General features: G+C 68.2%; 20 protein-coding genes. 10 read left to right on the forward strand and 10 right to left on the reverse strand.

Going from position 1 to position 26,033, the window contains the following annotated elements; all coding sequences use genetic code 11:
- Window positions 1-20 precede the first annotated feature (20 nt).
- Window positions 21-491, forward strand: a complete 471-nt coding sequence (locus tag ACLJPX_RS15125; RefSeq protein ID WP_101610400.1) for a hotdog fold domain-containing protein — start codon at window positions 21-23, stop codon at window positions 489-491.
- 83 nt (window positions 492-574) lie between these two features.
- On the opposite strand, the gene ACLJPX_RS15130 is transcribed toward ACLJPX_RS15125, so the two are convergent.
- A complete protein-coding gene (locus ACLJPX_RS15130; protein WP_410600612.1) occupies window positions 575-1,252 on the reverse strand; it encodes a hypothetical protein in 678 nt (225 codons plus the stop codon).
- 168 nt (window positions 1,253-1,420) lie between these two features.
- On the opposite strand from ACLJPX_RS15130, the gene ACLJPX_RS15135 reads away from it, so the two are divergent.
- Complete coding sequence (locus ACLJPX_RS15135; RefSeq protein WP_410600613.1) at window positions 1,421-3,028, forward strand: GMC oxidoreductase; 1,608 nt, start codon at window positions 1,421-1,423, stop codon at window positions 3,026-3,028.
- A gap of 1 nt (window position 3,029) precedes the next feature.
- On the opposite strand, the gene rfbC is transcribed toward ACLJPX_RS15135, so the two are convergent.
- Window positions 3,030-3,635: a dTDP-4-dehydrorhamnose 3,5-epimerase gene (rfbC, locus tag ACLJPX_RS15140; protein ID WP_410600614.1), complete on the reverse strand. Its 606-nt coding sequence runs from the start codon at window positions 3,633-3,635 to the stop codon at window positions 3,030-3,032.
- Between the two features lie 377 nt (window positions 3,636-4,012).
- Between rfbC and ACLJPX_RS15145 the strand changes: the two genes are divergently transcribed.
- Window positions 4,013-5,188, forward strand: a complete 1,176-nt coding sequence (locus ACLJPX_RS15145) for an NADP-dependent malic enzyme (RefSeq protein WP_410600615.1) — start codon at window positions 4,013-4,015, stop codon at window positions 5,186-5,188.
- Window positions 5,189-5,284: 96 nt separating this feature from the next.
- On the opposite strand, the gene ACLJPX_RS15150 is transcribed toward ACLJPX_RS15145, so the two are convergent.
- The gene (locus tag ACLJPX_RS15150) at window positions 5,285-6,025 is read right to left on the reverse strand and encodes a septum formation family protein (protein WP_410600616.1); all 741 of its coding nucleotides are present in this window, start codon (window positions 6,023-6,025) and stop codon (window positions 5,285-5,287) included.
- Between the two features lie 51 nt (window positions 6,026-6,076).
- Window positions 6,077-7,480: a bis-aminopropyl spermidine synthase family protein gene (locus ACLJPX_RS15155; RefSeq protein WP_101610394.1), complete on the reverse strand. Its 1,404-nt coding sequence runs from the start codon at window positions 7,478-7,480 to the stop codon at window positions 6,077-6,079.
- A gap of 91 nt (window positions 7,481-7,571) precedes the next feature.
- On the opposite strand from ACLJPX_RS15155, the gene ACLJPX_RS15160 reads away from it, so the two are divergent.
- The 4 genes from ACLJPX_RS15160 to ACLJPX_RS15175 are packed head-to-tail and all read left to right on the forward strand — an operon-like array spanning window position 7,572 to window position 10,925.
- Window positions 7,572-8,660, forward strand: a complete 1,089-nt coding sequence (locus tag ACLJPX_RS15160; RefSeq protein ID WP_410600617.1) for an ABC transporter ATP-binding protein — start codon at window positions 7,572-7,574, stop codon at window positions 8,658-8,660.
- Entirely contained in the window at window positions 8,660-9,343 is a 684-nt protein-coding gene (locus ACLJPX_RS15165; protein WP_410600618.1) for an ABC transporter permease, read from the forward strand. Before ACLJPX_RS15160 ends, ACLJPX_RS15165 begins: the two co-directional genes overlap by 1 nt.
- Complete coding sequence (locus tag ACLJPX_RS15170; RefSeq protein WP_410600619.1) at window positions 9,340-10,029, forward strand: ABC transporter permease; 690 nt, start codon at window positions 9,340-9,342, stop codon at window positions 10,027-10,029. The genes ACLJPX_RS15165 and ACLJPX_RS15170 overlap by 4 nt, the downstream gene beginning before the upstream one ends.
- Entirely contained in the window at window positions 10,026-10,925 is a 900-nt protein-coding gene (locus ACLJPX_RS15175) for an ABC transporter substrate-binding protein (RefSeq protein WP_410600620.1), read from the forward strand. Before ACLJPX_RS15170 ends, ACLJPX_RS15175 begins: the two co-directional genes overlap by 4 nt.
- Window positions 10,926-11,000: 75 nt before the next feature.
- On the opposite strand, the gene ACLJPX_RS15180 is transcribed toward ACLJPX_RS15175, so the two are convergent.
- Window positions 11,001-11,516, reverse strand: a complete 516-nt coding sequence (locus ACLJPX_RS15180) for a GNAT family N-acetyltransferase (RefSeq protein WP_410600621.1) — start codon at window positions 11,514-11,516, stop codon at window positions 11,001-11,003.
- Between the two features lie 393 nt (window positions 11,517-11,909).
- On the opposite strand from ACLJPX_RS15180, the gene ACLJPX_RS15185 reads away from it, so the two are divergent.
- Window positions 11,910-13,475 carry a S8 family peptidase gene (locus ACLJPX_RS15185; protein WP_410600622.1) on the forward strand — a complete coding sequence of 522 codons (1,566 nt, stop codon included), beginning with the start codon at window positions 11,910-11,912 and terminating at the stop codon, window positions 13,473-13,475.
- Window positions 13,476-13,607: 132 nt separating this feature from the next.
- Window positions 13,608-14,345: a hypothetical protein gene (locus ACLJPX_RS15190; RefSeq protein ID WP_410600623.1), complete on the forward strand. Its 738-nt coding sequence runs from the start codon at window positions 13,608-13,610 to the stop codon at window positions 14,343-14,345.
- Between the two features lie 88 nt (window positions 14,346-14,433).
- Here the strand turns inward: ACLJPX_RS15190 and ACLJPX_RS15195 are convergent, their stop codons facing one another.
- A complete protein-coding gene (locus tag ACLJPX_RS15195; RefSeq protein ID WP_410600624.1) occupies window positions 14,434-18,162 on the reverse strand; it encodes a multifunctional oxoglutarate decarboxylase/oxoglutarate dehydrogenase thiamine pyrophosphate-binding subunit/dihydrolipoyllysine-residue succinyltransferase subunit in 3,729 nt (1,242 codons plus the stop codon).
- A 373-nt stretch (window positions 18,163-18,535) separates the two neighbouring features.
- Between ACLJPX_RS15195 and ACLJPX_RS15200 the strand changes: the two genes are divergently transcribed.
- Complete coding sequence (locus tag ACLJPX_RS15200; protein ID WP_101610384.1) at window positions 18,536-18,802, forward strand: hypothetical protein; 267 nt, start codon at window positions 18,536-18,538, stop codon at window positions 18,800-18,802.
- On the opposite strand, the gene ACLJPX_RS15205 is transcribed toward ACLJPX_RS15200, so the two are convergent.
- From ACLJPX_RS15205 to ACLJPX_RS15220, 4 genes are all read right to left on the reverse strand, one after another.
- Complete coding sequence (locus ACLJPX_RS15205; protein WP_410600625.1) at window positions 18,799-19,368, reverse strand: DUF4291 domain-containing protein; 570 nt, start codon at window positions 19,366-19,368, stop codon at window positions 18,799-18,801. The two genes, ACLJPX_RS15200 and ACLJPX_RS15205, sit on opposite strands and share 4 nt — an antisense overlap.
- Before the next feature lie 290 nt (window positions 19,369-19,658).
- Window positions 19,659-23,324, reverse strand: coding sequence for an ABC transporter ATP-binding protein (locus tag ACLJPX_RS15210; protein ID WP_410600626.1), 3,666 nt, complete (start codon window positions 23,322-23,324; stop codon window positions 19,659-19,661).
- Window positions 23,325-23,507: 183 nt separating this feature from the next.
- On the reverse strand, window positions 23,508-24,392 hold the full coding sequence (locus tag ACLJPX_RS15215; RefSeq protein WP_101610381.1) for an ABC transporter permease subunit: 885 nt from the start codon (window positions 24,390-24,392) through the stop codon (window positions 23,508-23,510).
- Window positions 24,392-25,588, reverse strand: coding sequence for an ABC transporter ATP-binding protein (locus ACLJPX_RS15220; protein ID WP_101610380.1), 1,197 nt, complete (start codon window positions 25,586-25,588; stop codon window positions 24,392-24,394). The genes ACLJPX_RS15215 and ACLJPX_RS15220 overlap by 1 nt, the downstream gene beginning before the upstream one ends.
- Window positions 25,589-26,033 lie beyond the last annotated feature (445 nt).

Below are 26,033 nucleotides of genomic sequence, written 5' to 3' on the forward strand. Positions count from 1 at the left end.
AACATGATGAGGAGACCGTGATGGCGCAGAATCCGACCTACGCGATGTGGAACCGGCTGGCCGGGAAGCCGGTCGGCAAACAGCTGTTCTCGGCGGCGATGTGCCTGCGTGTGCCGTACTTCCGGACGGTGCTCCCGTCGGTGCGCGAACTGCGGCCCGGCCGGTGCGAGGTGACGTCCCCGAAGTGGTGGGGTGTTTACAACCACATCAAGACCTTTCACGCGATCGCGGCGTGCAACCTCGCCGAGATCGCCATGGGCATGCTCGCCGAGGCGACCGTCCCGACGACGCATCGCTGGCTGCCCAAGGGGATGACGGTCTCCTACGTGGCGAAGGCCGAGACCGGCCTGCGGGCCGTCGCCGAACTACCCGAGTTGCCGGAATTCGGCGACGAAGGATTCGAACTCCCGGTGCCGGTGACGATCACGGACACGAACGGCAAGCCCGTCGTGACCGCGACCATCACCATCTGGGTGACCAAGAAGAAGTAAGCGCCCACCTCGCTTCGCGTTTCGTCCTCTGGTTGCGGTCCTTGCGTGTGCAACTACCGCAACTAGAGGACTAAACGCGGGAGTCAGAGGGGCTTGAACTGGACGTAGGTCACCTGCTTGAAGGTGTTCGACCCGCTCGGCGACGGCAGGCCGAGCAAGTGGTCGGCTACTTGCGTCAAGGGTCCGCAGCCGGTCGTGCGCGGAAGGGCGAGCTGGGTGTCGACGACGCCGAACTTCACCGTCTGCGGGTTCTTCGAGATCACCTCGAAGGGCACCGCGGGATCGTCCTTGACCACCGAGTGGAGCGGCGTGTCGAGCGTGCCGATCGTGCATCCCTTGGGCAGCAACGGATGCCGCAGGGCCGCGTACAGGTCCAGTTCGCCGCGGCGTTCGTCGTTCGAGAGGAAGTCCGAGTAACCGCCGTACTTCAGCTGCATGCTCGCCCCGAAGGTGCCGCTGATCCGTGCGGGGGCGTGACGCAGTTCGCCGAACACCTGCGCGAACTTCCCGCCCACCTTGCCTTCGGAGAACGTCAGCCGCATCTCCCCGAGCGGGATCTCGCGGTCGCCGATGGTCAGGACTCCTTGGGAGACAAAGGCTTCGCAGCGCCAGGTGCCGGGGTCGGCGTTGGCGGGCGGGGCGGGGCAGGCGGAGAAGTCGAACTCGGGCAAGGGGGACGACGCCGCGGAGGCGTGGCCGGGCAGGACGACGAGGGCGGCGGCGGAGAGTGCGACAGCGGCCGCGGCGAGAAGGCGTCTCATGACTCGAAAGAGTGGTCCGTCGCGGTCTGGGTCACATCGGGGAAGACCCCCAGGGGATCCCGGAAATCACCTCGTTCGAGTGAAACTTAACGGTGTTTACCCAGCTGACGCGAATCGATTTCGGATTCGGTCTTGAAGGCGCCGCGAGCAGCGGGTGATCATCGGCCCATGTCCCCACTGTCGCGCCGCAAGTTCCTCGGGTTCACCGCACTCAACTCCGCCGCCGCTCTCGGGCTCACCACGATTTCCACCGCGCGGGCCGAAGAAACGGCCCCGGGCTTCTCGACGGCCGTGGTCGTCGGCACCGGCTACGGCGCCGCGGTCACCGCGCTGCGCCTCGGCGAAGCCGGGATTCCCACCGTCATGCTGGAGATGGGCAAACTGTGGAACGAGCCCGGTCCTGACGGCAACGTCTTCTGCGACATGCTCAAGCCGGACAGGCGGGCCATGTGGTTCAAGGACCGCACGCAAGCGCCGCTCGCGTCGTTCCTTTGGCTGGACCTGGCCAACCGGGACATCAAGCGGTACCCCGGTGTCCTCGACAGGGTGAATCACGGTGACATGTCCGTGTACGTCGGACGAGGCGTCGGCGGCGGTTCGCTGGTCAACGGCGCGATGGCCGTGACGCCGAAGCGGTCGTACTTCGAGGAGATCCTGCCCGCCGTCGACGCGGACGAGATGTACGGGACCTACTTCCCCCGGGCCAACCAGGAGCTCGGGGTGAACCACATCGACCAGGACTGGTTCGAAACCTGCCGTTCCTACCGCTACGCGCGGGTTTCCCGGAAGGCGGCGGCGCGGGCGGGGCTCAAGACGGTGTTCGTGCCCAGCGTCTACGACTTCGAGTACATGAAGCGGGAGGAAGCGGGCACGGTGCCACGGTCGGCGCTCGCCTCGGAAGTCATCTACGGCAACAACCACGGCAAGCGTTCCCTCGACAAGACCTACCTCGCGGCCGCGCTGGGCACCGGGAAGGTGACCATCAAGACGCTGCACCAGGCCCGTGGGATCACCCGGCAGACCGACGGCACGTACGTCCTCACCGTGCACGAAACGTCCGAGGACGGCGCGGTCGTGGCGAGGAAACAACTCGGCGCGAAGTACCTCTTCCTCGGCGCCGGCAGCCTCGGTTCGACGGAATTGCTCGTGCGGGCAAGGGAAACCGGGACGCTGCCCGAACTGAACGACGAGGTCGGCCGCGGCTGGGGCACGAACGGCAACGTGATGCTGGGCCGCGCCAACCACGCGTGGGACCTCGGCGGCTCGCTGCAGTCGGGGATGCCCGCGCTCGGCATCGACGCGTGGGACGACCCGGTGAACCCGGTCTTCGCCGAAGTCGCGCCGGTCCCCGCCGGGATCGAGACGTGGCTGAGCCTGTACCTGGCGATCACGAAGAACCCCGAACGCGGCCACTTCACCTACGACGCCGCCAGCGACTCCGCGCGACTCCGGTGGAGCGCCGCGCAGGGGCAGCCGTCGATCGCCGCGGCGAAGTCCTTGTTCGACAAGATCAACCGGGCGAACCGCACGGTCTACCGGAGCGACCTGTTCGGGGACACGCGGTCGTTCGAGAACCGGTTCACCTACCACCCGCTGGGCGGACTGGTGCTGGGCAAGGCCACCGACCTGTACGGCCGGGTCAAGGGCTATCGGAACCTCTACGTGACCGACGGGTCGCTGATCCCGGGCAGCACCGGGGTGAACCCCTTCGTGACGATCACCGCGCTGGCGGAGCGGAACGTGGATCGGGTGCTGCGTGAGGACCTGTCGCGCTGACTCAGCCCTCGGCCCGCAGCTTTTCGTAGTACGCGACGCATTCGTCGTACTTCGGCAGCAACCCCTGCTCCAAGGCTTCCTTCAGATAGGGCGCCTCGGTGTCCTTTTCGGACACCACCGGCTCGATATCCTGCGGCCACGGCAGCGCGAGATCGGCGTCCATCGGGTTGACGCCGTGCTCGCCCGCCGGGTTGTACGGCTCGGAACAGAGGTAGGCCATCACCGTTTTGTCTTCGAGCGCCATGAAAGCGTGACCGAGGCCTTCGGCGATGTAGACCGCTTTGTACTCGGCGCTGTCGAGCAGCACGGACGTCCATTCGCCGAAGGTGGGCGAACCGACGCGGAGGTCGACGATGACGTCCAGCAGCGAACCGCTCGGGCAGTACACGTATTTCGCCTGCCCGGGCGGGGTGTCCGCGAAGTGCAGGCCGCGGACGGCGCCGCGCCGGGAAACGCTGGTGTTGGTCTGTGCCAGGCGAAGCCGATGTCCGACCGCTTCGGCGAACGCCTCCTCCTGGAACGGCGCCACGAACAGACCGCGGTGATCGGGGAATACGCGAGGGGTGAATTCGAAACAGTCGGGGATGCTGAGGCGCCTGGCTTGCATGGCCTCAATGCTAACGAGCCATTCCCAAGCCGGACGGACGTCTTGGGAAACCTCTCCTGAGCTGCGGAAAGCCCGGCCCCTTTGTGACATCAACCGCACCAGAGGGGCACACTGGTCCGTATGCCTGTCACAATGATCTGACCGCTGCGTCCGCGGCCGTCGCCACACCCACGGCACCGATGGCCGAATGGACGCTTCGCCGACAGGCCGGCGCTACCGCGCTGGGCTGCCGTGTCGGAGGACGAGTTACCCCAGGTGGCTGGGCCATGCCCTGTTCGGCCTGCTCACCGGCCAGTTCCCCCGCTCGCAGTCCCAGGAGAAACCCGATGACCTTCGCTCGAATCGAGACTTCGCCGTCCTTAGACACGGCGGAAGCAATGACGGGAACCACGATGACCACGCCAGTGACCGACGCCGAGATCTTCGAAGGACACGAGGGCGGCAAGCTCTCCGTGGCCGCGACGCGCCCGATCTCCTCGCCCCGTGACCTTTCGGTCGCGTACACGCCCGGTGTGGCGAAGGTGAGCCTGGCCATCGCCGAGGACGCGGCCAAGGCGAAGCGGTACACGTGGGCGGACAGGCTGGTCGTGGTGGTCAGCGACGGTACGGCGGTGCTCGGCCTCGGTGACATCGGCGCGAGCGCGTCGCTGCCGGTCATGGAGGGCAAGTCGGTCCTGTTCAAGACCTTCGGCGGCCTCGACTCCATCCCGCTGGTGCTCGACACCACCGACGTCGACGAGATCATCGAGACCCTGGTCCGGCTGCGCCCGTCGTTCGGCGCGGTGAACCTGGAGGACATCTCGGCGCCGCGCTGCTTCGAGCTGGAGGACCGCCTCAAGGAGGCTCTCGACTGCCCGGTCATGCACGACGACCAGCACGGCACGGCGATCGTCACGCTGGCCGCGCTGCGCGGGGCGAACCAGGTCCTCGGCAAGGACATCTCCGGCCAGCGCGTGGTCGTCTCGGGAGCGGGCGCGGCGGGTGTGGCCTGCGCCAGGATCCTGCAGAACGCCGGCGTCGCGGACGTCACCGTGCTCGACTCGCGCGGCATCATCCACGAAGGCCGCGAGGGCCTGAACCCGATCAAGCAGAAGCTCGCCGAAACGACGAACACGAGCGGCCTGCGCGGCGGCCTCGGTGAGGCGCTGAAGGGCGCAGACGTCTTCCTGGGCCTGTCCGGGGCGACCATCGACGAGACCCTGCTGGCAGGCATGTCCGACGACGCGATCGTGTTCGCGCTGTCGAACCCGGACCCGGAGGTCCACCCGGTGGCGGCGTCGCGGTACGCCAAGATCGTGGCGACCGGGCGCAGCGACTTCCCGAACCAGATCAACAACGTGCTGGCGTTCCCCGGCGTCTTCCGCGGCGCGCTGGACTCCGGCGCGCGGGCGATCACCGAGAACATGAAGCTGGCCGCGGCCGACGCGATCTTCTCCGTCGCGCAGGACGACCTCGGACCGGACCGCATCGTCCCGAGCCCGCTGGACCCGCGCGTCGCGCCCGAGGTGGCCGCCGCGGTCGCGAAGGCCGCCGAGGTCGACGGCGTGGTGTGACGGTCCCTTTCACGCTTTCTCAAGTGCTATGAAAGGCCCGTTACTTGCAAATTTTGCAAGTAACGGGCCTTTCATAGCGTCCGGGGGTCGCACATCTCAGCCGGTCGGCAGGGCCAGATCGGCGCCGGAGGCGAGTACGGAGCCGGTCAGCAGTGAGCCGGGCGAGAAGATCGTGCAGTGCACGGTGCGCACGCCGTGCTCCCAGCCGACGCGATCGGGTCCCGCGTAGCTCAGGTAGGCGTCGACTCCGGCCGCGTCGAGCCGCGGGCGGTCCACGTTCTTGGCCATGATCCGCTCGCACCGGGGCAAGGCCTCCGCCTTCAGTTTCTCGTTTCCGGGCCACGGACCGTCCGGCGCGATGAAGGCCCCGATCGCCTCGGTGCTGTGCGCGCCACCGCACGCGGTGAGTTCGACACTGGTGTAGGTGGCGTTGACCTCGGGCTGCTCGAAGCATTCGCCCGGCTTCAAGGTGCGCACCGTGGCGTAGCCGGGCGAAGGGGTCACGCAGCCCGCGCTCGACGGGTTCGCGGTGTAGCGATCCGGGTCCGCCATGGTGTTCCCGAGCAGGGCGACCCAGCCGACGGTCCAGACCCCGGCGGCCGCGAGGCCACCGATCGCCAGACCGCGGCCCGGCCGCTTCCCCGGACCGGTCTGGGCGAGCGCGACGATGCCCAGGATGATCGCGGGCAGCAACGTCAGCGGCAGGCAACCGGTCAGTCCCAGCACGAGCGCGGCTGTCGCCAGGCCGCTGGTCGTGGGGCGCGGCGGAGGGTAGGGGGACCCGTACGGCGGGGCGGGCACGACACCAGTCAGCGGCAGGCCGCGCGGTTCGTTCATGGAGCCGAACCTAGGTACGGCTCGATGAAGTTCCGATGACAGCCGGGAGCGTCAGGCGAGCAGTTCCGCCAGGCGGTGCCGCGGCAGGTCGATCAGCCGCGCGTCCGTCAGCTCCGGCGGCAGGTCCAGCGACACGTTCGCCAGCCGCGCGTGCGCCCGGGTCAGCAGGTCTTCCTGGTGCTCGACGGCGTCCGCGACGACGATGGCGTGCCGGTTGTCCGGGGTGCTCCGCAGCAGCCGCAGCTTGTACTTCGCCCCGACCAGCCGGTTGAGCGCGCCCTGCGCCTCGGCGTTCGTCAGGTCGGGATGCGAGTTCGGGACCAGCAGCGCCAGCCGCCGCGCGTTGGTGCCCAGCAGGGTCCGCAGCAGCCACGGGCCGGGGTCGGCCGAGAGGTCCATCGCGACCGCGTCGCCTTCCGGCCCGGAAACGGACCAGTCGACCGGCCGCGACTCCAGCGCCAGCCCGCCTTCGGTGGCGATTTCGTGCAGTTTGTCCAGCAGCGACGGCTTGGCCGCGCCCGCGGACTCCACCGACTGCGGTCCGTGCGTGTAGATCGCGGCCTTCCCCTTGCCGCCGCGGTTCTTCTTCGACTTCGCGGTCGGCTGGCAGACGTAGAGGTCCGCCGCGCTCCCGATCGCCTGCGCGCCGAAGTACCGGTTGAAGCCCGGCAGGATCGCTTCGAAGGTCAGCCCGAGCGTCGCCAGCGCCCGCTGCACCTGTGCGCCCAGGGCGGGGTGGCGGGGGCTGTAGCCGTAAGCGAGCAGCAAACGCCCGTCCGAGGGTTCGCTGAGCGCCTGGACCCCACGCGCCGCGAAAAGGCCCATTCCTTCGGGGGTGTAAGGCGGATCACTGAACACGAGATCCATCCGCCCGGTCACCGACGGTGGCAGGCCGACGCGCAGATCCGTGTGCAGGGTGCGGATGGATCGCTCGCTGAGCTCGTCGATGTAGGCCAGCACACGATCGTCGAGATCGACGACGGTGAGGTCCGCGTCGGGCCGCAGCGCGCGGACGGCCAGTGAAGTGAGGTCGTGGTCGCCGAGGAACAGCAGCTTCGCGGTGTCGAGGTCGTAGCGCTCGTCCAGCCACAGCGCGCGGTTCAGCACGGTCTCCGGAGTCGCCTGCACGTGGTCGAGCGCGGCCAGCGGAGCCGGGACGTTCTCGACGTAGCTGGTGATGGTCTTCAGCAGGTCAGGATCGGTTTTCCGGTCCTGTGCCCCGAAGCGCGCGTACTTCTCGCGGGCGGCGGGGGTGAGCCGGAGGCGGGACTCGTTCCGCTCGAGGTCGTCGCCGAGCGCGTTCAGGACGTCTTCGACACTCCGGCGCGGCGCGGTGCTGATCCGGATCAGCTCGCCTAGGTCACGCCAATCCGTCCGGAGCAGGGAAATCACCTGATGGAGCGGTCGCACGTGGACACCGTGCGCCGCGAGGACGTCATCGACGGAAGGACTCACGGCCTGCAGCCTAGTGAACCGGCTCCTGGGACACCGTGCCAACAGGGCCGATCTGGGCTACGGTTTTTCGACCAGACATGGGGAGAGACACGTGACTATCGAGTTCCGTGGCGTGACCAAGCGGTATCCGGACGGGACGGTCGCTGTCGACGACCTGAACCTCACCGTGGAGGACGGCACCATCACCGTCTTCGTCGGGCCGTCCGGTTGCGGCAAGACCACGTCGCTCCGGATGATCAACCGCATGGTCGAGCCGACCTCCGGCACCGTGCTGCTCGACGGCAAGGACGTCAGCGACGGCGACCCGGCGCTGCTGCGCCGCGGCATCGGCTACGTCATCCAGCACGCCGGCCTCTTTCCACACAGGACAGTACTGGACAACGTCGCCACCGTGCCGCTGCTGACCGGCTGGGACAAGGCCAAGGCGCGCAAGCGGGCGGCCGAGCTGCTCGAAACCGTCGGCCTGCCCGCGGAACTCGGCAAGCGGTACCCCGCCCAGCTTTCCGGCGGCCAGCAGCAGCGGGTCGGCGTCGCCAGGGCGCTCGCGGCGGATTCGCCGGTGCTGCTGATGGACGAGCCGTTCTCCGCCGTCGACCCGATCGTCCGCGAGGAACTGCAGGACGAGCTGCTGCGCCTGCAGTCGCAGCTGGGCAAGACGATCGTGTTCGTCACCCACGACATCGACGAGGCCGTGCGGCTCGGCGACAAGATCGCCGTGCTTCGCGTCGGCGGTGTGCTCGCGCAGTACGGCACGCCGTCGGACGTGCTGCGGCATCCCGTCGACGACTTCGTCGCGTCGTTCGTGGGCAAGGACCGCGGCTATCGCGGCCTTTCCTTCCTTTCCGCGGAAGGCATCGTCGTCGAAGAGGTCAAGCGGGTCGAGGTCGGCAAGCCGGTCTCCGGGCCGTCCGACGAGTGGCTGGTCGCGGTCAACGCCGACGGGCAGCCGCGCGGCTGGCTGCGCCCCGGGTCCACTGTGGACGGAGAGCTCGCCGAGACCGATCTCGCCGCGGGTGGCTCGCTGTACGTGCAGGGTTCGCCGATCCGCGGCGCGCTCGACGCGGCGCTTTCGTCGCCCGCGAGCCTCGGTGTCGTGGTCGACGCCGAAAACAAGGTCCTCGGCGTGGTCAGAGCCAAGCAAGTCCTCGACGTGATCGAAGCGCTGCCACTGGGTTCCTGATGGGGGACTTCTTCGCGGAACTCGGCCGCTACCTCGCGAGCGCCAACAACCGCTCGCAGTTCTTCGGCGACCTGCTCGACCACGTCTACCTGTCGCTGGTCCCGCTGGTGCTGGGGCTGGTGATCGCGGTACTGGCCGGCTGGCTCGGCCATCGGTTCGCCGCCGCGCGTTCCGTGCTGCTGGTCGTGTCGAACCTGCTGTACACGATCCCGTCGCTCGCGTTGTTCGTGGTGATCCCGGGCATCATCGGCTCGAAGATCCTCGACAGCGTCAACGTCATCGTCGCGCTCACCGTCTACACCGCCGCCCTGCTGGTGCGCCCGGTGCTCGACGCGCTCGACGCCGTCCCGCCGCATGTCGTCGCCGCGGCCACGGCGATCGGCTACAAACCCGCGCGCCGGTTCCTCAGCGTGGAACTGCCGCTTTCGGTGCCGGTGCTCGCGGCGGGCGTCCGGGTGGCCTCGGTCAGCAACATCAGCCTGGTCAGCGTCGGCGCGCTGATCGGCACCGGCGGGCTCGGCGTGCTGTTCACCGACGGCTTCCAGCGTGAGTACTTCTCGCCGATCGTCGTCGGGATCGTCGCGACACTGCTGCTCGCGCTGATCGTCGATCTGGTGCTGGTCCAGCTCCGCAATCTCCTCACACCCTGGGACCGGGTGGCGACAACGGCGGGGGCGAAATGATCGGCGACGTCCTGAACTGGTTCGGCGACCCTGCCCACTGGCAGGGCGCGGAGGGCATTCTCAACCGGCTGCTGCAGCATCTCGGCTACACCTTGCTGGCACTGGTCTTCGCGCTGATCATCGCGATCCCGCTCGGGCTCTACGTCGGGCACACCGGCCGCGGCGCGGTGCTGCTGGTGAGCGGCGGCAACGCGATCCGCGCGCTGCCGACGCTGGGGCTGGTGACCTTCCTGTTCCTGCTCTTCACCGAAAGCGAGATCTCGACGATCATCGGGCTCGTGGTGCTCGCCGTCCCGCCGATCCTCGCCGGGACCTACGCGGGCCTGCAGGCGACCGATCACGGCGTCGTCGACGCGGCGCAGGGCATCGGAATGACCGGCTGGCAACGGTTGTGGAAGGTCGAGGTGCCGATTTCGCTGCCGCTGGTGCTCGGCGGGGTGCGGAACTCGGTGCTGCAACTGGTGGCGACGGCGGCCGTCGCGGCCTACGTCGGGCTCGGTGGACTCGGCCGGTTCCTCCTCGACGGACTGGCCATTTTGGACTATCCCCAGGTGGTCGCGGGCGCGATCCTGACGACCTTGCTCGCCGTGCTGCTGGATCTCGTCCTGGCGGGTGTCCAGCGAGCGCTGGTGCCCAAGGGAGTCCGGCTGGCGCAGGCCGCGAGCGGGAAGAAGGCGAAGGTATGAAGCGGACGGTGACGGCGCTGTTCGCCGGGATCGCACTGGTGGCGGCGGGCTGTGGCAATCCGCTCGCCGGCGGCGCCGAAGGCGGTACGACCGGTGACATCATCATCGGCGCGTCCGACGTCGGGGAAAGTCTTCTGCTGGCCCAGATCTACGCGGGCGCGCTGCGCAACGCGGGTGCGGAGAACGTGACCGTGCGCCCGCCGGTCGGCAGCCGCGAGGTCGTCGTCAAGGCACTGCAGGACAAGTCGCTTTCGGTGGTGCCGGACTACAGCGGGAACCTGTTGCGCTACTTCGACAAGGAGACGCAGGCGACCACCCCGCAGGACGTCTACGCGCAGTTGAAGCAGAAGGTGCCGTCCGGATTCGAGGTGCTAGACCAGGCGCCCGCCGAGGACAAGGACCTTCTGGTGGTGCGCAAGGAACTCGCCGATTCCGGGATCAAGACCTTCTCCGATCTCGGCAAGCGGTGCAAGGAACTCGTCTTCGGCGGTCCCGGCCAGTGGAGCAGCCGCTGGAAGGACAAGATCAAGGCGCTCTACGGCTGCGAGTTCGCCGAGATCCGCACGACCGACACCGGCGGCCCGGTCACGGTCGCCGCGCTGAAGTCCGGCGACATCCAGGTCGCGGACCTGTTCAGCACGTCGTCGACGATCGCCGCGAACGGGTTCGTCCCGCTGGTGGACGACAAGAACATGTTCCCCGCGCAGAACATCGTCCCTCTTGTCGCGAAGGGGACGCTGTCGCCGAAGGAGGTCGAAGCGCTGAACCGGGTTTCGGCGGCGCTCACGACCGATCAGCTGACCGAATTGAACGTCCAGTTCAGCGAGGAGAAGCGCAACCCGCTCGACGTCGCCGAGGAGTTCCTGCGCCGGAACAACCTCCTCGCGCCCTCCTGACTGCCGCGTTTAGTCCTCTAGTTGCGGTAGTTGCGCGTGCAAGTACCGCAACTAGAGGACGAAACGCGGGAAGGGCTAGAGGCGGTCGAACGCGGGCGAGTAGCGGAACTCGCCCCGGAGCCCGGGGGTGTACGCGCGAAGGGTGCGGACCTGGAAGTGCGGCGCCCATTCCGCGACCGGTGGCGTGATCCCGTGCTGTTCGGCGAGGACGAAGCCGAAGCGGGAGTAGTAGTTCGGGTCGCCGAGCAGGACCACCGCGCCGTAGCCGAGCGCGTCCGCCGCGCCGAGCACCGCGTGCACGAGCGCGGAGCCGATGCCGGAGGCGTGGTACTCGGGCAGGACGCCGAGCGGGCCGAGGCCGACCGTCGACTTCTCGTCGGAGCCGAGGCGGGACGGGCTGCAGCAGACGTGCCCGACGACCTTCCCGTCGCGTTCGGCCACGATGGACAGTGCGCCGATCAGATCGCCGTCCTCCCGGAGTTCGTCGACGAGTTTCGCCTCGACCACCGGGACACTGTGTTTCGCGAACGCGGCCAGGTGGACGGCGTGGATCGCCTCGCGGTCGGCCGGGATTTCCTGTCGGAGCTGCATGGGCCCGAGTGTGCTCCATCCGAAGGTAGGATGGAAATCGATTTCCGCCCGCCGAGGTCGCGACTTTAGTAGGCGGCCATCCGTGTGTACTTTCACTCCGCTGAAACGTCCGGTGGGTGGGAAAGCGACCACAAGGTGTGCGGATTCCCCATTCTTCGTGGGCCGTACGGGCGCAAAACGCGACTAAAGGCGGGGGCTGAACGGTGCCCGACCTGCGCCGGAAGACCGCCCATTACTACCGAGATGTCCGTAATGCAAGGTCTTCCTTGGGGTGAATCCGCGACTTAGTCTCAGCCTGCGCTCCTAAGTGGAACGCGCTTCACCTCTGATTCACCCCAACGATCCGGCGGGCTTATTCATGCCCGTGGGTCGACCCTGCCTGGGAGGAATATCTTGAACAATTCCCTGGGAACCTTGAAGAGACGCCTGCCTGTCTTCGGTGTCACTGCGGCCGTCGCCGTGCTCACGGCGCTCGGCGGTACCACCGCCGCGTCGGCGGCCGAGGGTTCGATCGTCAACGCGGGTAGCGCCAAGGCGATCAAGGACAGCTACATCGTCGTACTGAAGGGCGGCTCCTCGGTCGAAGCCGCGGCCAAGAACCTGACGAACCGTCACGGCGGCACGGTCGAGAAGACCTTCGCGTCGTCGGTCCGCGGTTTTTCCGGCGCGCTGACCGAAAAGCAGGCGAAGCGTGTCGCCGCCGACCCCGCGGTGGCCTACGTGGAGCAGAACCAGACCGTCTCGATCTCGGCGGACCAGCTGAACCCGCCCTCGTGGGGCCTGGACCGGGTCGACCAGCAAAGCCTTCCGCTGGACCAGAAGTACAGCTACAGCACCACCGCGTCGAACGTCACCGCGTACGTCGTCGACACCGGCATCCTCACCACGCACCCCGACTTCGGCGGACGCGCGACCCACGGCCGTGACACCGTCGACAACGACAACGACGCCACGGACTGCCAGGGCCACGGCACCCACGTCGCGGGCACCATCGGCGGCACCGCGCACGGTCTGGCCAAGGGCGTCAAGCTCGTCGCCGTCCGCGTGCTGAACTGCTCCGGTTCCGGGACGACCGCCGGTGTCATCGCCGGTGTCGACTGGGTCACCGCGAACGCCGTCAAGCCCGCCGTCGCGAACATGAGCCTCGGCGGCGGCGCTTCGGCGACCCTCGACCAGGCCGTCCAGCGGTCGATCGCGGCGGGCGTCACCTACGGTGTCGCGGCCGGTAACGACTACGGCGCCAACGCGTGCAACACCTCCCCGGCCCGCACGCCCGAGGCGATCACCGTCGGCTCGACCACGAACACCGACGCCAAGTCCGACTTCTCCAACATCGGCACCTGCCTCGACATCTTCGCGCCGGGCAGCGGCATCACGTCGACGTGGCTGAACAACGGCACCAACACCATCAGCGGCACCTCGATGGCGACCCCGCACGTCGTCGGCGCGGCCGCGCTGTACGCCTCGGCCAACCCGACCGCCACGCCCGCCCAGGTCCGTGACGCGCTCGTCAACGCCGGCACCAAGGGCAAGGTGACCAGCCCGGGCACCGGTTCGCCGAACGTCCTGCTCTACACCGGTACCGGCGGTGGCCCCGGCCCCGAGCCCACGCCCTGTGGCACGCAGACCAGCAGCGGCGCCGTCGCCATCCCCGACGCCGGTGCCGCGGTGACCAGCACGGTCACCGTCGCGAACTGCGCCCGCAACGCCTCGGCCACCACCAAGGTCGCGGTGAACATCACCCACACCTACGTCGGTGACCTGGTCATCGACCTGGTCGCGCCGGACGGCACCTCGTACCGCCTGAAGGGTTCGAGCAACGACTCGTCCGACAACATCAACACCACGTACACCGTCAACGCCGCGGCCGAGGCCGCGAACGGCGCCTGGAAGCTGAAGGTGCAGGACGTGTACCGGGTCGACACCGGCACGCTCAACAGCTGGTCGCTGACCCTCTGATCCACCCCTGGAGTACGTGAAGGCCCCCTTCCTCCTGCTGGGAAGGGGGCCTTCCCGTCTCCGGAGGGTGATTCGGCGCCCAGTTGCGGCGTTCGTCCACTAAGGACCTTCCTGAGGCTTTAATCTCTGCGCATGCAGCCCGGACCGCCCTATCAGCAGGGGCCACAGCAGCCGTATCAGCAGGGTTACCCGCAGCAGGGATATCCCGGATACCCGCAGCCCGGGTACGGACCGCCCCCGCCCAAGAAGTCCAACACCGGCCTCATCGTCGGGATCGCCGTCGGCGCGGTGGTGCTGCTCGGCGGTGGCGGGGTCGCGGCCTTCCTGCTGCTCTCCGGCGACTCCGGTTCGTCTTCATCCTCGGCGCCGACTTCGTCCAAGAAGACCGGGCCGCCGGACAAGTACACCTCGATGCCCGGATGCCAGAAGATCGGCGACAGGGTGAGGAACCTGCCCCCGCTCGAACCGCCGAAGGGCGAGGAGCCGGCGAGCACGTCGGCCCAGGACATCGTCTACACGGCGTCTTCGTGCTCCTGGCGTGAATACGGTGCTCCGTCGGCTTTGGTGACGATGTACCTGTCGAAGTCGAAGGAGCCGGGCACGGGCGCCGGCGAGGCATGGGCCAAGGCGGGGTACGACAACGCCATGGACGACGGCGGGGAAGTGATCCCCGGCATGGCGAACGCGACCAAGGCCGGTTACAACGAGATCCGGTCCGACGGGCAGTGCTCGATCAAGTTCTATCAAGGGAACGTCGAAGCACAGATCATCGTGAGTGGCGCCGAGCCCAGCAAACCGATCGACCAGAAGCTGTGCAAGGAGAACGCCCTGAAGGTCGCGAAGGCGACTTCCGAGGCGATCGGCAGCTGAAGGACGCTTTCCCCGCGTAAGACGCAGCGAAGGGGCCCTTCACCGCATGAGATGCGGTGAAGGGCCCCTTCCGCTCGAATCACTCGAATCAGTCGAAGGCCCGCGCGATGAGCGCCTTCTGCTCGACCTCGTGCACCTTGGACGAACCGGCCGACGGCGCGGCCATCGGACGACGCGACACGACGTCCAGGCTGGAGAACACCTCCGGGAGCTTCCGCGGCAGGTTCAGGCCGAAGAACGGCCACGCACCCTGGTTCTCCGGCTCCTCCTGGACCCAGACCGCGGGAGCGCCGTTGTAGCGCTCGAGCGCCGCCAGCAGCTTCTTCTTCGGCAGCGGGTAGTACTGCTCGACGCGCACGATCGCGATGTCGTTCGCCTCGCGCTTCGTCCGCTCCGCCACCAGCTCCCAGTACAGCTTGCCCGAGGTCAGCAGGACCTTGCGCACCTTCGCCGGGTCGACGACGGCGTCGTCGATGACCGACATGAACTTCGTCTGGCCGGTGAAGTCCTCGACCTGCGAGGTCGCGGCCTTGTTGCGCAGCATCGACTTGGGGGTGAAGACCACCAGCGGCCGGTTGACTCCGTCGAGGGCGTGACGGCGGAGGAGGTGGAAGTAGTTCGCCGGGGTGGACGGGACCGAGACGGTCATCGAGCCTTCGGCGCACAGCGAGAGGAAACGCTCGATGCGGCCGGAGGTGTGGTCCGGTCCCTGGCCCTCGTGGCCGTGCGGCAGCAGCAGCACGACATCGGAGAGCTGGCCCCACTTGGCCTCGCCGGAGGAGATGTACTCGTCGATGACGGTCTGCGCGCCGTTGACGAAGTCACCGAACTGCGCTTCCCACATGACCAGCGCTTCGGAGTTGGCCACGGAGTAGCCGTATTCGAAGCCGACCGCCGCGTACTCGGACAGCGCCGAGTCGTAGATCATGACGCGGCCCTGGCCGTCGGCCAGGCTGGCCAGCGGCGAGTACTCCTGGCCGTTCTTGCGGTCGATCAGCACCGAGTGGCGCTGGGTGAAGGTGCCGCGGCGGGAGTCCTGGCCGGACAGCCGCACCAGGCGGCCTTCCATGGCCAGCGAACCGAAGGCGAGCAGCTCACCGAAGGCCCAGTCGATGCCGCCTTCGCGGGACATCTTGTGACGGCGCTCCATGACCGGCTTGACCCGCGGGTGCGGGGTGAAGCCCTCGGGGACGTTGAGGAACGCGTCGCCGATGTGCTCGATGACCTCGCTGGTGGTCGCGGTGGGCACCTTGGCCGGGACCTGCTGCTCCTCCTCGACCGAGGGGCTGGCCTTCGCCACGTGCTTTTCCAGCTCGCGGACCTCGTTGAACACGTGCTCCAGCTGGCTGGAGAAGTCGCGCAACGCGGCCTCGGCCTCTTCGACGGAGATGTCGCCGCGGCCGATCAGCGATTCGGTGTAGGTCTTCCGGACCGAACGCTTCGTGTCGATGATGTCGTACATCGCCGGCTGGGTCATCGAAGGGTCGTCGCCCTCGTTGTGCCCGCGGCGGCGGTAGCAGATCAGGTCGATCACGACGTCCTTGTGGAACGCCTGGCGGTATTCGACGGCCAGCTTGGCCACCCAGTGCGCGGCTTCGGGGTCGTCACCGTTCACGTGGAAGATCGGCGAACCGATCATCTTCGCGACGTCGGTGGCGTACTCGCTCGAACGCGAGTGCTCGGGCGCGGTGGTGAAGCCGACCTGGTTGTTGACGATGACGTGCACGGTGCCGCCGGTGCGGTAACCGCGCAGCAGCGCCAGGTTCAGCGTCTCGGCCACGACACCCTGGCCCGCGAAGGCCGCGTCGCCGTGCATGAGGACCGGGAGGACGGTGAAGCCCTCTCCACCCTTGTCGAGGATGTCCTGCTTCGCGCGGACGATGCCCTCGAGGACCGGGTCGACGGTCTCCAGGTGCGACGGGTTCGCGGTCAGCGACACCCTGGTCTCGCCGTCGCCGAACATGCGGAAGTACTTGCCCTCGGCGCCGAGGTGGTACTTCACGTCACCGGAGCCGTGCGCCTGGCCCGGGTCGAGGTTGCCCTCGAACTCCTGGAAGATCTGCGCGATCGGCTTGCCGACGATGTTGGCGAGCACGTTCAGGCGGCCGCGGTGCGGCATGCCGATGACGACCTCGTCGAGCTCGTGCTCGGCGGCCTTGTCCAGCAGCGTGTCGAGCAGCGGGATCGCCGTCTCGCCGCCCTCGAGGGAGAAGCGCTTCTGGCCGACGTACTTGGTCTGCAGGAAGGTCTCGAACGCCTCGGCGGCGTTGAGCTTCGAGAGCACGTACTTCTGGACCGCGGGGTCCGGCTTCTCGTGCGGGACCTCGACGCGGTCCTGGATCCAGCGGCGCTCCTCGGGGTCGAGGATGTGCGTGTACTCGATGCCGACGGTGCGGCAGTAGGAGTTGCGCAGGACGCCGAGGATGTCGCGCAGCTTCATCCGCTCCTGGCCGGCGAAACCGCCGACCGGGAACTCGCGGTCCAGGTCCCACAGGGTCAGGCCGTGGGAGAGGACGTCGAGGTCGGCGTGGCTGCGCTGCCGGTAGTTCAGCGGGTCGGTGTCGGCCATCAGGTGACCGCGCATGCGGAAGGCGTCGATCAGCTCGATCACGCGCGCGGTCTTGTCGACCGGGCCGTCCGGGATGTCGGCGACCCAGCGGATCGGCTCGTACGGCAGGCGCAGGCTGGTGAAGACGTCGTCGTAGAAGCCGTCTTCGCCGAGCAGCAGCTCGTGGATCCGCTTGAGGAACTCGCCGGACTCCGCGCCCTGGATGATGCGGTGGTCGTAGGTCGAGGTCAGCGTCATGATCTTGGACACGCCGAGGTCGACCAGGGCCTTCTCGCTGGTGCCCTCGAAGTGCGCCGGGTACTGCATGGCGCCGACGCCGATGATCGCGCCCTGGCCCGCCTGCAGCCGCGGCACCGAGTGGTTGGTGCCGATGCCGCCGGGGTTGGTCAGCGAGATCGTGGTGCCGGCGAAGTCGTCGGCCGTCAGCTTGCCGTTGCGGGCCTTCTTGACGATCTCCTCGTAGGCCTGCCAGAACTGCATGAAGGTCATGTTCTCGGTGGCCTTGATGGAGGCCACGACGAGCGTGCGGGAGCCTTCCTTGCCCTTCATGTCGATCGCGAGACCGAAGTTCACGTGCTCCGGCGTGATCGCGAACGGCTTCCCGTCGATCAGCTGGTAGTGCCGGTTCAGGTTCGGGAAGTTCTTCAGCGCACGGACCATCGCGTAGCCGATGAGGTGCGTGAAGGAGATCTTGCCGCCGCGCGTGCGCTTGAGGTGGTTGTTGATGACGATGCGGTTGTCCGCCATCAGCTTCGCCGGGACGGCGCGCACACTCGTCGCCGTCGGCACGGACAGCGAGGCGTCCATGTTCTTCGCGATGGCCGCCGCGGCGCCGCGGAGCTGCTTCGACTCCGGCTCGGCGTCCTTCTCGGCGGGCTTGGCGGGCGCCTTCGCGGCGGCCTTGGGGGCCGCGGCCTTCGGAGCGGGCTTCGCGGCCGGCTTCGCCTCGGTCTTCGGAGCCGCCTTCGCCGGGGCGGTCTGCTTCGCGGTGGACTCGGCGTTGCGGACCGTCTGCGGCGACGGCGCGGAGGCCTGGCCGTTGGTGCCCGAGCCGTCCTTGGCGGTCTCCGCGGAGGTCTGACGGACGTCGTCAGCCTTCGTCTGCGCGGCCTGCGTTGGCTTGAAGTCCGCGAAGAAGTCGTGCCAGGCGGCATCGACTGAGGTGGGGTCGGCGAGGAACTGGTCGTACATTTCCTCGACAACCCACTCGTTGGGGCCGAATTGTGACGCAGGGCTGCTGCTGGACACGGCTTGGACTCGCCTCTATCCGTCTCGAGATCTTGAACACCGCTGATGCGCCTACCAGGCTAACCCCCTCGGTGGCGGTCGTGTGATGGAACTGGCCTGTGTGAGGCGTGGCGCACTAGGCGATGGGTCACTGTCTCGATCAAGAGATCGAAACCGAAGCACTCGGCCGACCGGGTCGCGGCCGTTCGGGGGAGCGGGGGACCTTTGGTGTCGCTTCACCGTCTGTGCAGGTCAGGTCACTGTTTGGTCGGTAAAGGTTGGTGAGGTGGTCGTGCCGGGACAGCCTGGAGTTCACGTCGGCGGGTTTTGCTGGGCGGAGGATGCGGCCGGTGTCGTGCCGGCCGCCGATCGCCCACGAGGGTGGTGGCAGGCGATGTGGCTGGACGAGTGTCCGTCGTTCTGGGACGAGGGACGTGTGCGCCCGTTGGTCACCGAGTCCGGCAAGGTCGTGCTGATGTGCGACTCGTGCTCCGCGGTGTGGCCGACGCTCTCCGACTTCAAGGAGATGGAGCACGTCGAACCCGACGAGCCGGACTGGGCGGTGACGGCCGGGGTGCACGTCCGGCCCGGGACCTTCCGGTGGGCCTCGGAACGGGACCTGGAGGTCGCCGGGATGAGCGGCCTCGCCTGGCACGCCTAGGCGGGGTACGGGCGCTCCGCCGGTAGCAGCGCTTCGGCGTCGTCGATGCGATTCGCCGCGACGAGGGCGCCGATCTCGCGCATGGTCGAGGTGACGTCGGTGACCGCGGTGATCCATTTGTCGACATAGCGATCGACGGCCTCGCCGCTCAACCCCATCTGGAGCGAACGGTGCTTCAGCGGGTCGAGGCGGATGCCGCGTTCCGGGTCCCACTGGACGCGGACCGGGCTGGTCTTGACTTCGCGCCGCCACGTCTCCCGATCGGGATGGAGGTCCCAGTCGTAGTGGCTGAGCGCCGCGTGCCCGAGCGCCCAGGCGAAGCCCTCGCGAGTGAGGTCGAGGGCGAGCACGCGTTCCTGGCCGGGCTTGGCCGCCCAGCCGCAGCGGTACGCCATCCACAGGAAGGACGGCTTGATCCAGGTCATCCGTTCGCGTTTGAACGGCGGCACGAAGGTGCCCGCCTCGAGGGCGGCGTCCGCGATGGCCGGTGAATACGCCTGATAGACGCGGATCGTGGTTTCGGTGTGGACGGCGCGGATCTGCCGCGCCGGGATTTCTTCGTTCATTTGCCGTGATGGTGACAGACGTCGCTGTTCGCGCGCGACCGAAATTCCTTTGCCGTCGGGGATGCGTGCGGCATTGCTGCGCAAGGGATCGCGACGGATCGTGGTCGACGAGACCGCCTATCGGTGGAACATCCGGCGGAAGCCGACCTTTTCGCAAGAAGACGGTTGTTTCCTGTCGTACGCGGTGGAACTCGAAGACGCCCGGAGCGCAGTTCCAGCTGGATCTCGCTGCCGCTTAAGGCTCGTGAGTGGTAAGGACGGTTAGAACCGTCCTTACCACTCACGAGAACTCAGCCCAGGGCCCACAGGCGCGCGTAGTGGCCGCCCGCCGCGACGAGTTCCGGATGCGTGCCCTGTTCGACGATCCGGCCGTGGTCCAGGACGACGATCCGGTCCGCCTTGGCGGCGGTGGCGAGGCGGTGCGCGACCACGAACGTCGTGCGGCGGCGCGCGAGTTGTTCGGTCGCGCGCAGGACGGCGGCTTCGGTGGACGGGTCGAGAGCCGCGGTCGCCTCGTCGAGCAGGAGGACGTCCGGGTCCACGAGTTCGGCGCGGGCGAGAGCGACGAGTTGCCGTTGTCCGGCCGAAAGCGACCGTCCGCGTTCACCGACGGGCTGGTGGAAACCGGCGGGGAGCGCGGCGACACCGTCGAGCGCGCCGACGGACCGGACCGCTTCCTCGACCTCCGCGTCCGTCGCGGAAGGCCTGCCGTAGCGCACATTGTCCGCGACGGTTCCCGAGAACAGATGCGCTTCCTGGGGTACCACGCCCATTCGCGTGCGCAGCGCGGCCAGGTCGTACTCGCGGATGTCGGTGCCGTCGATCCTGACCACGCCGCCCGTCGCGTCGTAGAACCGCGCGACGAGCTTCACGGCCGTCGACTTCCCGGCACCCGTCGCCCCGACCAGTGCGACGGTCTCGCCGGGCGCGACCTCCAGTGAAAGCTGCGTCAGGGCGGGCTCATCCGTTGCCGTGTAAGCGAAATCGACGTCCTTGAACGAGACTTCGCCCCGCAGCCGCTCCGGGACCGCGACCGGTTTCTCCGCCTCCGGAACGGAAGTCGGCGTGCGCAGCAGATCGCCGATGCGCGACAGCCCGACCCGCGCCTGCTGATAGCCGTCGAACACCGAAGAAAGTTGCTGGATCGGCGAGAAGAACTGGCCCAGGTACAAGAGGAACGCCACCAGCACACCGGCCGACAGCGTGCCCGCCGCGACCCGGTTCGCGCCGACGATCAGCACGACCACCTCCGCCAGCCCGGAAAGCATCGCGGCGAAAGGGAAGTAGGTCGCGACGAGGCGCTGGGCGCGCAGCCGCGAACGCCGGTACTCGTCGCTGCGGGAAGCGAACTTCTCCGCCGTCCGCTCCTCACGCGTGTACGCCTGCGCGACCCGCAGCCCGTTCACGTTCTCCTGCATGTCCGCGTTGACGACGCTGACGCGTTCCCGCGCTTCGGTGTACGCCTTGGACGAGGCGCGGCGGAAGAACACCGTCGCCACGACGAGGATCGGCAGCACCGCGAGCGCGTACGCCGCCAGCCCGATGTCGGTGATCATCAGCGCCGCCGCGATCCCGACCAGCGTCAGCGCGCTCACCACGGCCTGTGCGACACCGGTTTGCAGGAACGTCGAGAGCGCGTCGACGTCGGTCGTCATCCGGGTCATGATCTTCCCGGACAGCTCGCGTTCGTAGAAGTCGAGCCCGAGTCGTTGGAGATGGGCGTAACTGCGCACGCGCAGCGAGTACAGCACCGTTTCGCCGACCCGCGCGGTCATCTTGGTCTGGAGGTAGATCACCAGCCAGTCCGCGAGGATCACCAGCGCGCCGATCCCGGCGGTCAGCCAGATCACCGCCTCCGCTCCGGCGCGCACCCCGTTGTCGATGCCCTGCTGGTACAGCGCGGGCATCGCGATGGTGGCCAGCGCGTCCGCCGCGACCAGCCCGATCACCACGGCGAGCGGACCGCGTACCGGTTTCAGCAGGCGGCCGAGGCGGAACTTCGGCTCGGGCGCGGTGACGTCGGTGCCCGGCAGCCGGGGGACGTCCGTGGCGGGCGGCAGTTTCCGGACGCCTTCGAGGAGCTCGCCGGTCGGCGGCAGGTCGACGTCCCACTCGCCGCCGGTGCCCTTGCGCTCGCCCGCCAGTTCGTCGGACTTGTCCTGCTCCGGCCACAGGGCGGGGGTGATTCCCGAGGGGCCGCAGTCGAGGCCCTCGCAGCGATGCGGTTCCTCGACGTCGTCACCCGGCCCCGCGACGAGCTCGCGGAACAGCGGGCAGCGCGCCAGCAGTTCTTCCTCGGTGCCGATGTCGACGACGTGGCCCTTGTCCAGCACGGCGATCCGGTCGGCGAGGGCGAGGGTGGAGCGGCGGTGCGCGATCAGCAGGGTCGTGCGGCTCGCGGTGACCGAGCGCAGGGTGTCGTGGATCGCCGCTTCGGTGACCGTGTCGATGGCGGAGGTCGCGTCGTCGAGGACCAGCACACGCGGATCGGTCATAAGCGCCCTGGCCAGGCCGAGCCGTTGACGCTGCCCGCCCGACAACGTGAGGCCGCGCTCGCCGACGAGCGTTTCGTAGCCCTCGGGGAGGCGCTGGATGAACTCGTCCGCTTCCGCCGCCCGCGCGGCCGCGCGGATCTCCTCGTCGCTCGCGTCCGGCCTGCCGTAGGCGATGTTGTCGCGCACCGACGAGGAGAAGAGGAACGCCTCCTCGAAGACCACGCCGATCGTGCTGCGCAGGTCGTGCTGCCGGACGTCGCGGACGTCGAGGCCGCCGACCTGGACCGAACCGCTGTGCACGTCGTAGAACCGGGGCAGCAGCAGGGAGATCGTCGACTTGCCCGAACCGGCGGTGCCGACCAGTGCGAGTGTTTCGCCGGGAAGGGCTTCCAGAGTGAGACCGTCGAGCACGGGATCCGACCGCGTGTAGCCGAAGGAGACGTCCTCCAGCCGGACGCCGAGCGGGCCTTCGGGCAGCGGCCGCGCGTCCGGGCTGTCGACGACGTCCGGCTGCGCGTCGATCAGTTCGTTGACCCGTTCCGCGCCCGCCCTGGTCAGCTGGGCCTGGACGACGAGGCTCGAGATCATCCTCGCCGGGCCGATCAGGATGGAGAGGTAGGTCGCGAACGCCAGGAACGTGCCCAGGCTGACCTCGCCCTTCAACGCGAGGGCGCCGCCGACAGCCAGCACCGCGACCTGACCCGCCGCGGGCAGCGCCGCCGTCGTGGCCGTCGGCAAAGAGGAAAGCCGCGCGGCGCGCATGCGTTCGGCGAAGAGCTTTTTCGCCGTCTTCTCCAGCTTCGCGACTTCGCGCGCCTCCTGGCCGAAGCCCTTCACGACGCGCACGCCGGTGACGGTCTCCTCGACCTGCTGCGCGACGTCGGCCGCGCGCTGCTGGGCCGCCCAGGTCGCGGGGAAGAGCCGCTTCCGGCTCACCGCCATGATGATCGCGATCGCCGGGGCGACCACCATCGCGATGAGGGTCAGCGTCGGCGACATCCACAGCATCGCGCCGAGGGACAGCAGCGCGAAGATCACCGAACCCGCCGAGAGCGGCACCTGCATCAGGACCGACGTGACCAGCTGCAGATCCGAGATCGCGCGCGAGGCGACCTGCCCGGTGCGCAACGCGTCCTGCTTGCCGCCGTCGAGCCGGGAGACCGCGTTGAACACCTGGCGGCGCAGATCGTGCTGGACGTCGAGCGCCAGCCGTCCGCCGACGTACCGGCGGGCGAAGGCGTTGCCGAAGGTCAGCACCTGCAACACCGCCATGACGGCGGCGAGCACGCCGAGACGGGAGGTGTCACCCGCGACGGCGCCGTCGAGCGCCTCCCGGATCAGCAGCGGACCGGCGGCCTGCAGCCCGACGCCGATGATCGCCGCGCCCAGCGACAGGACGACGAGCCACGGGTGTTTCCAGCACGAAGCGGCCAGGCGTCGGATCCAGCCCCCGGTGGACACCGGGGCCGTCTCACGTACCGGACTGGCTTGACGCGGGCGAGGTGGAGCAGTAGTCACCCCGCCAGCCTATGCGGCGCGACCGACAGGATCGGCCGGTTCTGGGGAGAGCCTGGTGACATGAAAGGCCCGTTACTTGCAAATTTTGCAAGTAACGGGCCTTTCATGTCGTGCTTTGGCGAAGACCTACGTGATGTCCTTCTTCTGGTTCACGGCCCAGCCGGCGAGGAAGAAGACCATCGTCCAGCCGAAGAAGATGAGCGCCGAGGCCCACCACGAGAAGGCACCGGGGGCGCCGGCCGCGTACTGCAGCGCCCACGCCGTCTCGTCCTGCAGGCCGGGCACCTTCACACCGGCGGCGCCGAAGGCCTCCGCGCCGATGGCGCCCACGATGCCGTTGACCGTGCCGTTCGGCAGGACCCCGCCGAGCCACGTGATGTCCCAGGCACCGAAGGACACGAACACCAGGACGTTCTCGACCACGAGCATCCAGATGGTCAGCGTGATGATGCTGCCGATCACGCTGCGCCAGACCGCGCCGACCCCGATGCCGAACAGGGTCGCCAGGATCGTCGCGAGGACACCGGCGCCGAGCACGCCCAGCCACTGGCCCGCCGTCGGCAGGCGCGCGCTGTCGACCGTGATCACGGTGCCGAGGCTCGCCGCGCCCACGATGATCACGCCGTAGATCGCGCCCCAGGCGACGTAGGTGATCATCTTCGCGCTCAACGCCGAAACCCGGTTCGGGGCGGTGAGGAACGTCGTGGTGATCGTCTTCTTCGTGTACTCGCCGGCGAGGGCGAAGACACCGAAGATGATCGGGATCATCGTGCCGATGTTGATGCCGTGCCCGAGGGCGAGCAGGCCGACGGGCAGTTCGCCGGTCGAGATGCCGAGCGCTTCGGTCAGTTCACGAGTGTCCGAGCGGCCGAGGAAGTCGCTGAAGTCGTTCGTGACCATGCCCCAGAACAGGGCGAACGCGAAAGCGAAGACCACCGCGGGGATCATCAGCGCCCACCACGCCTTGAGCGTGAGCGTCTTGCGGAACTCCGCCTTGATCAGGTTGCCCATCAGCCCTGGCCTCCCCAGCCCTCGTTCTGGCCCTGCTGCTGCGCCTGCTGCTGAGGCGGCGCCTGCTGGTACTGCTGTTGCTGCGGCGGCTGACCCTGCTGCTGGAACTGCTGCTGCGGCGGTGCGAATCCGGGAGCCGGGGTGTTCGGCGGCGCGAAACCGGGCGGCGGCGTGTTCTGTGGCGCGTAGCCGGGCGGCGGCCCCTGATACCCGGGCGGCGGGCCCTGGTAACCCGGAGGCGGACCCTGGTAGCCCGGCGGCGGGCCCTGCTGGAAACCGGGCTGCGGCGCCGCGTACTGGCCCTGGGTCAGCTGGAAGAACATCCGCTCGAGATCCGCGGTCTCCTCCTGCATGCCGTAGACCGCGATGCTCGCCTTGGCGGAGATGTCACCGATCTGCTGCACCGTCGCACCGGAGACCGCGACCCGGCCGTCCGGCATCGGCGAGACCTGCGTGATGCCCGCTTCCTGCAGCGCGGCGACGAGACCGTTCGCGTCGGCGGACTGCACCAGCACGCGGGACTGGTTGCTCTTGCGCAACTGGTCCAGCGAGCCGTTGTAGCGCGTCATGCCCTGGCTGATGATCACGACCTGGTCGATCGTCTGCTCCACCTCGTTCAGGAGGTGACTCGAGACCAGCACCGTGCGCCCCTCACGCGCGTACGCGCGCAGGAAGTTCCGGAGCCACAGGATGCCTTCGGGGTCGAGGCCGTTCGTCGGCTCGTCCAGTACCAGCACCTGCGGGTTCCCCAGCAACGCCGTCGCCAGCGCCAGCCGCTGCCGCATGCCGAGCGAGAACCCGCCCGCCTTGCGGTCGGCCGCCGACGACAGGCCGACCAGGCCCAGCACCTCGTCCACCCGCTGATCCGGCATCCCGATCGCCGCCGAGTACACGCGCAGGTGATTCCGCGCCGTGCGTCCCGGGTGGAAGCCCTCGTTCTCCAGCACCGAACCGACGACCCGTGCCGGATTGCCCAGCTGGTCGTGCGGGCGCCCGTTGATGGTCGCCGTGCCGTTCGTGGGCGTCACCAGCCCGAGCAGCATCCGGAGCGTCGTGGTCTTCCCGGCCCCGTTGGGTCCCAGGAACCCGGTCACCGAACCCGGCTCCACCGTGAAGCTTAGATTCTGGACCGCGTTGACCGCACCGAACTGCTTGCTCAAATTCTGCACCGCGATGCGGCCACTGCCGTCGTGCATACCGTCCCCTTTTGTTGACGAAGGCCGATCACGCGACATCCTGCCTCACCCGGTGAGTCCGCACCCGCGGAAGGGGTCAATCCGCCGAAAGCGACCTTCGTCACGTTCGGCGCGGTGACGACTCCGTCCCTCAGCGCACCCGTCGCTGGGCCGAATGGCCGCTGACTACCGGTTATGCGGTCCAGAGCGCGGAAATTCACCGACCGTTGAGGCGGTTCGTGAAGAAATATTTCCGAAGACATGGCAACCCCATGCAGCGCGACGGCGACTTATTACCTACGATGTAGGAGGCGGCCCGCTCCCAATGACCCCCAGGTTGGTTGAGCGGGCCGCCGTTATGTCTGGGTCCCGAGGTTCTCCGAAGTACATGAAGGCCCCCTTCCTGTCGCTAGGCGCAAGGAAGGGGGCCTTCATGTACTTCGAAAAGGAGCGAGGGACCTTTGCA

The organism is Amycolatopsis sp. lyj-90 (assembly GCF_046549035.1).
Taxonomy (GTDB): Bacteria; Actinomycetota; Actinomycetes; order Mycobacteriales; family Pseudonocardiaceae; genus Amycolatopsis.